We start from the raw sequence: 11,674 nt of genomic DNA, 5'->3' as shown, positions 1-11,674 counted from the left end.
GCGTAGCCGAAGGGTAGGACTTGCCCACGTCAACGGGGTGGGGAACAGGAGAAGTTGACTCCAGGGAGTGAAGGTCTTCCGTCACGAGCTTTCCTCACCCAGCATGCCCGTTCCCGCACTCCGGAGCACCCCGTGCCGGAATCCGCACCGACGGTCCGCGCCCTCCGTTTCACCGCCACACCCCGTGGTGCCCGGCTGGCCCGGCGGCTCGCCTCTCAGCAGATGGACGCCTGGGGCTGGCCGTACGGCACACCGGTGCACGACACCGTCGAGCTGATCGTCGCCGAGCTGGCCGCCAACGCCGTCACTCACGGCCGGGTGCAGGGCCGGGACGCCGAGCTGCGTCTGTCCCGGCGGGACGGCGAGGACCGGGTCAGGATCGAGGTGGACGACACCCGGGGCGAGCGGCTGCCCGTCGTACGGGAGGCGTGCACGGACGGGGACCCGGCGGCTGAGGCGGACGGCGGGCGGGGACTGGTCCTGGTCGCGGCCCTCGCCAAGGAGTGGGGTGTGGCCCCCCGCCCTGGCGCGCCGGGCAAGAGCGTGTGGGCCGTCGTGGCCGCCGCAGCCGTCGGGGGGCGGTGACCGGCGGTTCGGGCGGCACGCCTCCCCCGCATCCGGACGGGGAGAATCCGGCAAGCCACAGAGACGACGGCGCCCAGCCCCCCGCAGGGGACTGGGCGCCGTCGGTCCAGCGGAGCGATCAGTGGGAGTGGCCGTGGCCGTGGCCCGCTGCGGCCGGCTCTTCCTCTTCCTTCTTCTCGACGACCAGGGTCTCGGTCGTCAGCAGGAGGGAGGCGATGGAGGCGGCGTTCTCCAGGGCGGAGCGGGTGACCTTGACCGGGTCGATGACGCCGGCCTTGACCAGGTCGCCGTACTCGCCGGTGGCGGCGTTGTAACCGCTGCCCTTCTCCAGCTCGGCGACCTTGGAGACGATGACGTAGCCCTCCAGGCCGGCGTTCTCCGCGATCCAGCGCAGCGGCTCGACGGCGGCGCGGCGGACGACCGAGACACCGGTGGCCTCGTCGCCGGTCTTGTCGAGGTTGCCCTCCAGGACCTTCACGGCGTGCACCAGGGCGGAGCCACCACCGGAGACGATGCCCTCCTCGACCGCGGCGCGGGTCGCGGAGATGGCGTCCTCCAGACGGTGCTTCTTCTCCTTCAGCTCCACCTCGGTGGCGGCGCCGACCTTGATCACGCACACGCCGCCGGCCAGCTTCGCGAGGCGCTCCTGGAGCTTCTCGCGGTCCCAGTCGGAGTCGGTGGACTCGATCTCGGCCTTGATCTGCGCGATGCGGCCCTCGACCTCGTCCTTCTTGCCGGCACCGTCGACGATGGTGGTGTCGTCCTTGGTGACGGTGATGCGGCGGGCGGAGCCGAGCACGTCGAGACCGACCTGGTCGAGCTTGAGGCCGACCTCCTCGGAGATGACGGTGGCGCCGGTGAGGACAGCCATGTCCTGGAGCATCGCCTTGCGGCGGTCGCCGAAGCCGGGAGCCTTCACCGCGACGGCGTTGAAGGTGCCGCGGATCTTGTTGACCACCAGGGTCGACAGGGCCTCGCCCTCGACGTCCTCGGCGATGATCAGCAGCGGCTTGGAGGCGTTCGTCTGGATGATCTTCTCCAGCAGCGGGAGCAGGTCCGCGATGGAGGAGATCTTGCCCTGGTTGATCAGGATGTACGGGTCGTCGAGGACGGCCTCCATACGCTCCTGGTCGGTGACGAAGTACGGGGACAGGTAGCCCTTGTCGAAGGCCATGCCCTCGGTGAAGTCCAGCTCCAGACCGAAGGTGTTGGACTCCTCGACGGTGATGACACCGTCCTTGCCGACCTTGTCCATCGCCTCGGCGATCAGCTCGCCGACCTGCTGGTCCTGGGCGGACAGCGCGGCCACGGCGGCGATGTCGGACTTCTCGTCGATCGGGCGGGCCGAGGCGAGCAGGTCGTCCGAGACGGCCTTGACCGCGGCGTCGATGCCCTTCTTCAGCAGCGCCGGGGAGGCACCGGCCGCGACGTTCTTCAGGCCCTCGCGCACGAGCGCCTGGGCGAGCACGGTGGCGGTGGTGGTGCCGTCACCCGCGATGTCGTTGGTCTTGGTCGCCACCTCCTTCACCAGCTGGGCACCGAGGTTCTCGTACGGGTCCTCGATCTCGACCTCGCGGGCGATGGTGACGCCGTCGTTGGTGATGGTCGGGGCGCCGAACTTCTTGTCGATGACGACGTTGCGGCCCTTGGGGCCGATCGTCACCTTCACCGTGTCGGCAAGCTTGTTGACGCCGCGCTCGAGGGCGCGACGGGCGTCCTCGTCGAACTTCAGGATCTTCGCCATGGCAGCGGGAGCCCTCTCGGAAATCTTGGGTGAAGAACACACTGCGCCCCGGGCGCCCGGCTTCTCATCGATCGCGGGGGCCAGGGGCGCAGTTCACAGCAGGAGTGCTGAGGTGACTTACTTCTCGATGATCGCGAGGACGTCGCGAGCCGAGAGAACGAGGTACTCCTCGTTGTTGTACTTCACCTCGGTGCCGCCGTACTTGCTGTAGAGCACGACGTCGCCGACCTTGACGTCGAGCGGAAGACGGTTGCCGTCCTCGAAGCGGCCCGGGCCCACGGCGAGGACGACGCCCTCCTGGGGCTTCTCCTTCGCGGTGTCCGGGATGACCAGGCCAGAGGCCGTGGTCTGCTCGGCGTCGAGCGGCTGGACCACGATGCGGTCCTCGAGCGGCTTGATGGCAACCTTGGAGCTGGCGGTCGTCACGATCCGACCTCCCCCTTCGGAGATCTCACGGGGTTAACTGTCTGAGGTGGCGACCAGGTCGATCCGTCGTCGCGGGTGCCGGACCTGCCCGTCGCGTTGTTGGCACTCTCCGGTGGGGAGTGCCAGAGCCGAGACTATGACCGCGATTAGCACTCGGTCAAGCGGAGTGCCAATTGCCTCGTGGCGCGTCGGTCCGGGACACCCCCCGGAAGGGGCCTCCGTCCCCAGGTGGCCGCAGGTGGCCGCGGGCCGTCACAGGGGATCACAGGTAGTCCTGGAGCCTCGCCACCGTCAGCCGGTCCCGCTGGATCTCGCGCAGCAGACGGGTGGTGCGCTCGCGCAGGGTCGGCCCGTCGAGGTCGTCGTCGTCCGAGGTGACCAGCAGGATGTCGCCGGGGCGCAGGGCGTGCCGCCCGTGGGTGAAGCGGAGGCCGGTCTCCGTCAGCGAGGCGCGCCACAGGACGATCGCGGACACCCCGCAGTCGGCGGCGGCGCGCCGGGTGGTGGCGTCGTAGGAGCCGTAGGGCGGCCGGAACAGCCGGGAGCGGACGCCGAAGCGGGCGTGCAGCTTGTCCCGCTGGCCGCAGATCTCGGCGCGCTGGCCGGTGCGGGGCAGACCGCGCAGGGCGGGGTGCTCCAGGGTGTGGTTCTCCAGTGCCGCACCGGCCGACCGCAGGCGCGCGAAGTGGCCGTAGCCGGGTCCGGCGATGCTGTCGGTGAGGAACATGCTGACGGGCAGGCGCAGTTCGCGGACCATGTCGACGAAGCGCGCGTCGCGCTCGGCGCCGTCGTCGTAGGTGAGGAAGACGACCCGGTCGGGAGTGTCGACGTGGTCGACCACCGGCGGCGGCCCGGCGGGGCGGGCGGTGGCGGGCGTCGGCCGGGCGGGCGGGCGCGGCGGCGCGGGCAGCGGGGCCGTGAGGCCCCAGCGGCGGTACGGCTGCCGGTCGGAGGCCGCGTCCGGCGAGGCGACCCGCTGCGCGGCCTTGCGGCCCAGGCGCTGGATCGGGTCGACGGACGAGGCGCAGCCGGTCAGCAGCAGCACGGCCGCGAGCAGGCCCGCGGCCGTGCGCCGCGGCCGGGGCCGCGGTCTCACAGGTAGTCCTCCAGCCGGGCCACCGCGTACCCCTCGGCCGTCGCGTAGTTCAGGAAGCGGCGCATGTCGTCGGCCATGGTGCCGTCCCACTCGTCGCGGCCGCGGAAGTGGGTGAGCACGATGTCGCCGGGGCGCAGCCGCTTGTCGTCCTCGCGGAACTCCCAGTGGTCGACGTAGACCTCCTCGTTCCAGATCGGCGCGTAGCGGATGCCGCAGGACTTGGCGGCGCGCAGGGTGTCCTGGTTGTAGTTGCCGTAGGGCGGGCGGAGCATCCGGGGGCGCTTGCCGAACTGCTTCTGCATGATGTCCTGCATGTCGCAGATCTCGTGCTTCTGCTCGTCGTAGGACAGGCCCGGCAGGTACGGGTGGTGCAGGGTGTGGTTGTTGAGGGTGTTGCCCTGCGCCTGCGCCTTGCGGAAGTAGCCGTAGTCGTCCTGGACGAGGTAGTTGCTGAGGAAGGCCGTGTAGGGGACCTTCAGCTCGCTCATCATGCGCAGGAAGGCGGGGTCCTTCTCGGCGCCGTCGTCGATGGTGAGGAAGAGGATCTTGTCCTTGGTGGGGACGGTGGTGAAGACCGGGGGCAGGTCCCAGTCCTCCTGGTGGTCCACCTCGAAGCCGGCGCGGGCGTGGATCTTCGGCTTGACGGCCGGGGGCGGCGGGGGCAGCAGCGGGGCCTGGCTCAGGCCCCAGCGCTTGGCGGCGGCGGTGCGGGCCGCGGCGGAGGTCGCGAGCCGGGAGGCGTAGGAGTCGAGGGCGCGGGCGGGGGGCGCCTGGAGGCGCTGCTGGCCGGGGGCGGGCCGTACCGCCGTGCTGTCCTGCCCGGCGCAGCCGGAGACGAGGGCGGCGGCGGCGAGGGCGCCGAGTCCGGCGTGCAGGGCCGCCTTGCGCCGCAGGGCACCCCGGAGACGCTTTTTGTCATTTTGTACTACTACGGTCATGGCGCCGGATCCTCGCAGCCCGCCGCCCCTGAGCCGCGGCGACACCGCGGCCGGCCGCGCACCGTCCACCGACTGGCCGACAATGAACCGGTGACCGACCCACTCGCCCCGCTGAACTCCTTCGCCGCGCTGCTCACCGACGAGGGCCGCGCCCTCCTGGAGGAGGTGCGCGGCACCGCGCCCGCCGACGAACTCGCCGTCGCCACCCGGCTGCGCCGCGACCACCCCGCCGCCCTGGTGTCGGCCGCGCTCGGACAGGCCCGGCTGCGGCAGCGGGCGGCCGCGAAGTTCGGCGCCGACGACGCGGACCGGATGTTCTTCACCCCGAACGGGGTCGAGCAGTCCACCCGGGCGAGCGTGGCCGCCCACCGCGCGGCGCGGCTCGCGGAGCTGGGCGTGACCTCGCTCGCGGATCTGTGCTGCGGCATCGGCGGCGACGCGATCGCCCTGGCCCGCGCCGGGATCCGGGTCCTCGCCGTGGACCGGGACCCGGTGACGGCGGCGGTGGCCCGCGCGAACGCCGAGGCGCTGGGGCTCGCCGGGCTGATCGAGGTCCGCGAGGCGGATGTGACGGAGGTCGACACGTCCGCGTACGACGCCGTGTTCGTCGATCCCGCGCGGCGCGGCGGCCGGGGCCGGATCTTCGACCCGGAGAGCTACTCGCCCTCGCTCTCCTGGGCCGTCCGGGCGGCGCTGAAGGCCCCGCACGCCGCGCTGAAGGTCGCGCCCGGCATCCCGCACGAGGCGGTGCCGCCGCAGGCCGAGGCCGAGTGGATCTCCGACGGCGGGGACGTCAAGGAGGCGGTGCTGTGGTTCGGCACCGAGCCGGGCCTGGTCCGCGCGACCCTGCTGCCCGGACCGCACACGCTGCGCGGCCGGGGCCTGCCCGACCCGCCGGTGCGGCCGGTGGGCCGCTACCTGTACGAGCCGGACGGCGCCGTCATCCGCTCCCACCTGGTCGCCGAGGCCGCCGCCGGACTCGACGGCGGCCTGATCGACGAGACCATCGCCTACGTCACCTCCGACGCGCTGCGGCCCACCCCGTACGCCACCGCGTACGAGATCACCGACCGGCTGCCCTTCAACGTCAAGAAGCTGAAGGCGCTGCTGCGCGAGCGCGAGGTGGGCGCGCTGACCGTGAAGAAGCGCGGCTCGGCCGTCGAACCGGAGGAGCTGCGCCGCAAGGCGCTGCCCAGGCCGTGCGGCCGGAACACGGCGACCGTCTTCCTCACCCGGGTGGCGGGCGCCCCCACGATGCTTCTCGGCCATCCGGCGGACCGCCCCTGACGCACCGGCACCCGGCGGGCGCCCCGCTCCCCCGATCGGCGGCGCCCGGGGTGCGGGCGCCGCCCGCGCGCCCGGAGACTGGTCGCGGCGGGCGGCACGGCGGGTGCCGCCGGTGCGCGCGGTCCGCCGGGAAGCGAGGACCAACCATGCTGCGGGGTTTCAAGAACTTCCTGATGCGCGGCGATGTCGTGGTCGTGGCCATCGGCCTGATCGTGGCGCTGGCCTTCAGCACGCTGATCAAGGCGTTCACCGACTTCGTGATCAACCCGATCATCGCCCGCGCGCAGGGCAACTCCTCGCCCGGCCTCGGCTGGCAGCTCGGCCGTACCGGCAACAAGGCGACCTATCTGGACCTCGGCGCGTTCATCTCGGCGCTGATCTACTTCATCATCTTCATGGCGGTCGTGTACTTCCTGATCGTCGTCCCGTACAAGCACGTCCAGGCCCGCCGGGGCGTCAAGGTCTTCGGCGACCCGGGGCCCGCCAAGACGTGCCCGGCGTGCCTGTCGGAGGATCTGCCCGGGGCCGCCACCAAGTGCCGCTACTGCGGTACGGATCAGCCCGCGGCCGCCTGAGCGGGCGCCGTGTCGGCGGCGGGCGCCGCGCCGTCCCCGGCCCGGCCGCCGCGCCCGTACAGCACCGCCGCCGCCAGCGCCCCCGCCGCGAGCAGCCCGGCCGCCGTCCAGTACGCCGCCGAGAAGCCGTGCACCAGGGCGGCGCCGTCCGGCGCCGCCCCCGAGGCGTGCGCGGCGACCGTGCCGAGGACGGCGAGCCCCACCGCGCCGCCGACCTGCCGTGAGCTGTTGAGCAGCCCGGAGGCCATGCCCGCCTCCCCGGCGGCGACGGACCCGGTGGCCGCGGTGCCCAGCGGCACGAAGCACAGCCCGATGCCCACGCTGGCCACGGCCGACGGGCCGAGCACCGAGCCCGTGAAGCCGCCGTCCACCGCGGCCGCCGCCGCGAACCAGGCGAGCCCGGCCGCGCCCAGCAGGCCGCCCGCCGTCAGCAGCACCCGGGGCCCGTAGCGGCCGATGGTGCGGGCCGCCAGCGCCGAACCCACGACCACGCCCGCGCAGAACGGCAGGAAGGCGGAGCCGGTGGCGGTCGGGCCGTAGCCGAGGACCTGCTGGAGGTAGAGCGAGGTGAAGTAGAAGGCGGCGAACTGGCCCGCCGACATCAGCAGCCCGAAGACGTTCGCCGCCAGTACCGGCCCGGTGCCGAGCAGCCCGAGGCGCAGCAGCGGGGCGGCCGTGCGCGCCTCGGTCACCACGAACGCGGCGAGCAGCACCGCCGCCGCGCCCAGCACGGCGGCCGTGCGCCAGGACGCCCAGCCGTACGTCTCGGTCCTGACCAGGCCGAGGACGAGCAGCACGGTCCCGGCCGTGACCAGCAGGGCGCCGGTGAGGTCGAGGCGGGGGCGCGGGGCCTGCCGTGCGGCGGCGGGCGTGTCGGCGGGTACGGCGCGGCCGGTGACCGCCAGGACGGCCACCACGAAGGGCACGTTGACCAGCATCACCGCGCGCCAGCCGAACCAGTCGGTGAGCAGTCCGCCGGCCAGCACGCCCACCGCGCCGCCGACCGCGCCCGCGGCGCCCCACAGGCCGAGGGCGCGGGAGCGGGCGGGGCCCGGCGGGCAGCTCACGGTGAGCAGGGCGAGGCCGACCGGGGCCAGCGCGGCGGCGCCCACGCCCTGCGCCGCGCGGGCGGCGATCAGCGCGCCGGGCGACTGGGCGAGCCCGCCGGCCAGGCTCGCCGCGCCGAAGACGACGAAGCCGGCCACGAGCACCCGGCGCCGCCCCACCACGTCGGCGAGCCGCCCGCCGAACATCAGCAGGCCGCCGAAGGTCAGGGCGTAGGCGTTGACGACCCAGGTCAGCGAGCCGGGGTCGAAGTGCAGGCCGCGCCCCATGCCGGGCAGCGCGACATTGACGACGGACATGTCGAGGGAGACCAGGAACTGCACGGTGAGCAGCACCGGCAGCAGCCAGGGCGAGGCCGCGGAAGGGGTGTGGCGCGTCTGGGAGTTCACCATGCCGACGACGTTACTATACGCGTATAAAAAAGCGCGATCCCCGAGGTCCGGGGCCGGGCGGGGAGAATGCGGGGGTGGCGGAGAACCAGGCGCGCGAGCGCACAGCGAAACGGGCGGCGGGGCGGCCGCGGCGGATCGAGGCCGGGCAGATCGTGGCGGCGGCCCGGCGGATCCTCCAGGAGGAGGGCGTCGAGGCGGTGTCCATGCGCCGGGTCGCCAAGGAGGTCGGCGCGACCCCGATGGCGCTGTACCACCATGTGCGCGACAAGCGGGAACTGCTGATGCTCACCGTCTCCGGCCTGGCCGCCACGGTGCCGCGCCCCGAACTCCCCACCGCGCCGCGCGACCGCGTCCTGGCCACCGCCCTGCACATGCACGCGCTGCTCAGCGGCATGCCCTGGGTCGTGGACGTGCTGAGCCTCGGGGACATCACGGACAAGAACGCCCTGTGGATGCCCGAGGAGATCATCGACTCCGCGATGGCCTGCGGCCTGACGCAGGAACAGGCCGTGTTCGCCTACCGCACCCTGTGGTACGTCGTCCACGGCGACCTGGTCTTCCGCCGCGCCGCCGCCCGGCGCGGCGCCGACCCGGACCGGCCGGACCTGTTCCCCACCCTCCTGACCCCCGAGGACGCCGACCGCTACCCGCGGCTGACCGCCCTGTCCGAGCGCTGGGAGGACCTGGCCACCGCGGACTACGACGTGGCGGGCCAGCTCGCGGCGGTGGTGGACGGGCTGCTGGCACAGGCCCGACGGGACTGAACCGGGCGCGGGACGCGGGACGCTCACCGCGAGACATGGAGTGTGCGGGGCCCGGGTGCGGGCCGTCCCGCATCCGGCTCAGGCGGCTCAGGCGGCTCAGGCGGCCCAGGGCCGAACGCGGGCCGTCCCGCGCCGGACGCGGGGCCGCTCAGCGCCGGACACAGCCGCTCTCCGCCAGGCCGGACCGTACAACACCGGGCTCAGCCCGCTGCTGGCCGAGCGCCAGCCGCTCCGGGCCGGGCCGGGCCGGTGGATGCGGCTCAGGCCGGTTGGCGCCAGACGAGGGCCGTGCCCCACCGGACGCGGGGCCGCTCAGCGCCGGTCACGGCCACCCGCGCCAGGCGCAGGCCGTACGGCACCGAGCCCAGCCCACTCCGCACCGGGCCCAGCCCACTGCGCGCCGGGCGCGGGCCACTCCGGAGCGGGTCCGGGCCGCTCGGGGCCAGGTGCGGGCCGAGTCCGCGCCCTGCGCCGTCGTCTCAGCGCAGCGCAGCCCACAGTTCGCCGGCCGCCGGTTCCTTCGCCACCACCCGGTTGTGGTCGGAGGGGGCCTGTACCACCGGCATCATCACGGTGCGGACCTTGCCGTCGGGCAGGTCCTTCAGGCTCTGGCCGAGTCGCATCAGTTCGGGGAGCGAGTCCAGGCCGGTGTCCGTGGTGAGGCTGCCGGTGACCGCGTCCGCGACGCGGTAGAGGCGGGCCGGGTCGGTGAGCAGGCCGGTGCTGGAGACCTCCTTCAGCAGCGCGGTCACCAACTGCTGCTGGAGCCCTATGCGGCCCAGGTCGCTGCCGTCGCCGATGCCGTGCCGGGTGCGGGCCAGGGCGAGGGCCCGGGTGCCGTCGAGCCGGTGGGTGCCCGCCTTCAGATGCAGATGGCTCTGGTCGTCGTCGATGTCCTGGTCCGTGGTGACGGTGACCCCGCCGAGGGCGTCGACCAGCTTCGCGAAGCCGGTGAAGTCCAGCTCCAGGTAGTGGTCCATGCGGACGCCGGTCATGGCCTCCACCGTCTTGACCGCGCACACCGGACCGCCCACCTCGTAGGCGGTGTTGAACATCGCCTGGTACGCCGGTGCCGTGGACCCGCCCGAGGCCAGCGGGCAGGACGGCCGGGTCACCAGGGTGTCGCGCGGGATGCTCACCACGGTGGCCGAGCCGCGGCCCGCGTCGATGTGCACCACCATCGCCGTGTCGGACCGGGCACCCTCGCTGTCGCCGCCGCCCAGCGCCCGGTTGGCGCCGCTGCGCGAGTCGGAGCCGAGGACGAGCAGGTTGAGAGCGCCGCTCGGCAGGGGCGGCGCGGTGGCCGGGGAGCCGGACGCGGCCGGTTCCGCGGGACCGGCGGCCGGGCGCGCCGGACGGTCGTCGCCGAGGGCGCCGTCGATGTCGACGCCCGTGATGTTCTGGTTCAGATGCCAGTAGGCCCAGCCCGCGGTGGCCGTGCCCAGCACCACGACCCCGGCCAGCACCAGCGCGGCGGCCCGCAGGCGCCGCCTCCCCCTGCGTCCCCCGGTGCCCTCCGTCGTGTGCCCCGTCTCCGGAGCGGGCTCCGCCGCGTTCCCCGCCGTGTGTCCCCTCACAGGCAGGAACGTACGTCCGAATTATGAGCGAGATGTCAGGAAGTCGTCACCACGACGTCTTTCTCGGGAAAATCTCATCTTCAACCACTCTCCTCCCCGACTCCCCGCTCCCCGCTCCTCGCCGCCCTCTTCTCCTCGCCACCCACTTCGAAAGTTTCGGAGAGGGGCGCGGCTCACCCCGCCGGTGCCGCCGTGCTGCTGCGCACCACCAGGCTGGTCGCCAGCTCCACCCGGGTGGCCGCCGCCTCCCCCTCCCGCCCGAGGTCCAGCACCAGCCGCGCCGCCGCCTCCGCCATCTCCGTCAGCGGCTGCCGTACGGTCGTCAGCGGCGGACCCACCCAGCGGGCCACCGGAAGGTCGTCGAAGCCGACCACGCTCAGGTCCTCCGGGACGCGCAGGCCCAGCTCGCGCGCCGCCTCGTACAGGCCGAGCGCCTGGAGGTCGTTGCCCGCGAAGACGGCGGTCGGCCGGTCGGCGCGGCGCAGCAGGTCCAGGCCGAGGCTGTGGCCGGCCTCGTGGTGGAAGTCGCCGGTGAGGATCAGCGAGGGGTCCACGGGCACGCCCGCCGTCTCCAGCGCGGCCCGGTAGCCGTCCAGGCGGGCCCGGCTGCACATCATCCGGGACGGGCCGCTGAGCGCGCCGATACGGGTGTGGCCCAGCTCGACCAGATGCCGGGTGGCGGCCAGACCGCCCTGCCAGTTGGTCGCGCCGATCGAGGGCACGTCGGCGCCCGGGTCACCGGCCGGGTCCATCACCACGAACGGGATGGAACGGCTGGCCAGCAGCGCCCGCTGGGACCCGTCGAGACCGGACAGGACCAGCACCACGCCGTGCGGGCGACGGGCGGCGACCTGGTCGGCCCAGGTCCGCCCCGGGGTGAGCCGGCCCGCGCTCTCGGAGAGCACCACGCTCAGGCCGGCGTCGCGCGCCACGTTCTCCACGCCCCGGATGACCTCCATCGCCCAGGCGCTCTCCAGCTCGTGGAAGACGACGTCGATCAGCGGGGAGCGGGTGGCCTCGGCGCGCCTGCGCCGGTAGCCGTGGGCGCGCAGCAGCTCCTCGACCCGGCTGCGGGTGGCCGCGGCGACATCGGCACGCCCGTTGAGGACCTTCGAAACAGTCGGAGCCGACACCCCGGCCTCGCGGGCGATCTCGGCGAGGGTGGCGGTACGGGCTTCCACGGGCTTGGTCGGCTTCATGGCCGGGATCGTATCTCTGCGCGACC

General features: G+C 73.6%; 11 protein-coding genes. 4 read left to right on the top strand and 7 right to left on the bottom strand.

Annotated elements, in window-relative coordinates; translation table 11 throughout:
• Positions 1-132: 132 nt before the first annotated feature.
• On the top strand, positions 133-585 hold the full coding sequence (locus tag ACWDYF_RS19040) for an ATP-binding protein (RefSeq protein ID WP_381736696.1): 453 nt from the start codon (positions 133-135) through the stop codon (positions 583-585).
• Between the two features lie 118 nt (positions 586-703).
• Here ACWDYF_RS19040 and groL read toward each other — a convergent pair whose 3' ends face one another.
• The 4 genes from groL to ACWDYF_RS19020 form a co-directional block, all read right to left on the bottom strand.
• Complete coding sequence (gene groL, locus ACWDYF_RS19035) at positions 704-2,329, bottom strand: chaperonin GroEL (RefSeq protein ID WP_018564858.1); 1,626 nt, start codon at positions 2,327-2,329, stop codon at positions 704-706.
• Between the two features lie 117 nt (positions 2,330-2,446).
• Positions 2,447-2,755, bottom strand: a complete 309-nt coding sequence (groES, locus tag ACWDYF_RS19030; RefSeq protein ID WP_009190181.1) for a co-chaperone GroES — start codon at positions 2,753-2,755, stop codon at positions 2,447-2,449.
• Positions 2,756-3,017: 262 nt separating this feature from the next.
• On the bottom strand, positions 3,018-3,851 hold the full coding sequence (locus ACWDYF_RS19025; protein ID WP_389469059.1) for a polysaccharide deacetylase family protein: 834 nt from the start codon (positions 3,849-3,851) through the stop codon (positions 3,018-3,020).
• Positions 3,848-4,789 (bottom strand): polysaccharide deacetylase family protein, encoded by a 942-nt coding sequence (locus ACWDYF_RS19020; protein ID WP_389469057.1) that lies wholly within the window; start codon positions 4,787-4,789, stop codon positions 3,848-3,850. The genes ACWDYF_RS19025 and ACWDYF_RS19020 overlap by 4 nt, the downstream gene beginning before the upstream one ends.
• Before the next feature lie 111 nt (positions 4,790-4,900).
• Between ACWDYF_RS19020 and ACWDYF_RS19015 the strand changes: the two genes are divergently transcribed.
• Entirely contained in the window at positions 4,901-6,076 is a 1,176-nt protein-coding gene (locus ACWDYF_RS19015; protein ID WP_451584288.1) for a class I SAM-dependent methyltransferase, read from the top strand.
• Positions 6,077-6,222: 146 nt separating this feature from the next.
• The gene (locus tag ACWDYF_RS19010) at positions 6,223-6,651 is read left to right on the top strand and encodes a large conductance mechanosensitive channel protein MscL (RefSeq protein ID WP_037887770.1); all 429 of its coding nucleotides are present in this window, start codon (positions 6,223-6,225) and stop codon (positions 6,649-6,651) included.
• Here the strand turns inward: ACWDYF_RS19010 and ACWDYF_RS19005 are convergent.
• Positions 6,633-8,108: an MFS transporter gene (locus tag ACWDYF_RS19005; RefSeq protein ID WP_389469050.1), complete on the bottom strand. Its 1,476-nt coding sequence runs from the start codon at positions 8,106-8,108 to the stop codon at positions 6,633-6,635. The genes ACWDYF_RS19010 and ACWDYF_RS19005 overlap by 19 nt on opposite strands.
• A gap of 74 nt (positions 8,109-8,182) precedes the next feature.
• On the opposite strand from ACWDYF_RS19005, the gene ACWDYF_RS19000 reads away from it, so the two are divergent.
• Entirely contained in the window at positions 8,183-8,872 is a 690-nt protein-coding gene (locus ACWDYF_RS19000; protein ID WP_389469047.1) for a TetR/AcrR family transcriptional regulator, read from the top strand.
• Between the two features lie 479 nt (positions 8,873-9,351).
• Here ACWDYF_RS19000 and ACWDYF_RS18995 read toward each other — a convergent pair whose 3' ends face one another.
• Together ACWDYF_RS18995 and ACWDYF_RS18990 are read right to left on the bottom strand one after the other, a co-directional pair.
• On the bottom strand, positions 9,352-10,356 hold the full coding sequence (locus ACWDYF_RS18995) for an LCP family protein (protein ID WP_451584287.1): 1,005 nt from the start codon (positions 10,354-10,356) through the stop codon (positions 9,352-9,354).
• 266 nt (positions 10,357-10,622) lie between these two features.
• Complete coding sequence (locus ACWDYF_RS18990; RefSeq protein WP_389469043.1) at positions 10,623-11,648, bottom strand: LacI family DNA-binding transcriptional regulator; 1,026 nt, start codon at positions 11,646-11,648, stop codon at positions 10,623-10,625.
• Between the last annotated feature and the right edge of the window lie 26 nt (positions 11,649-11,674).

It is taken from the genome of Streptomyces sp. NPDC003284, assembly GCF_053589675.1.
The sequence above is the reverse complement of the archived record's forward strand: the minus strand, read 5'-3'. Positions and strand labels throughout refer to the sequence as shown.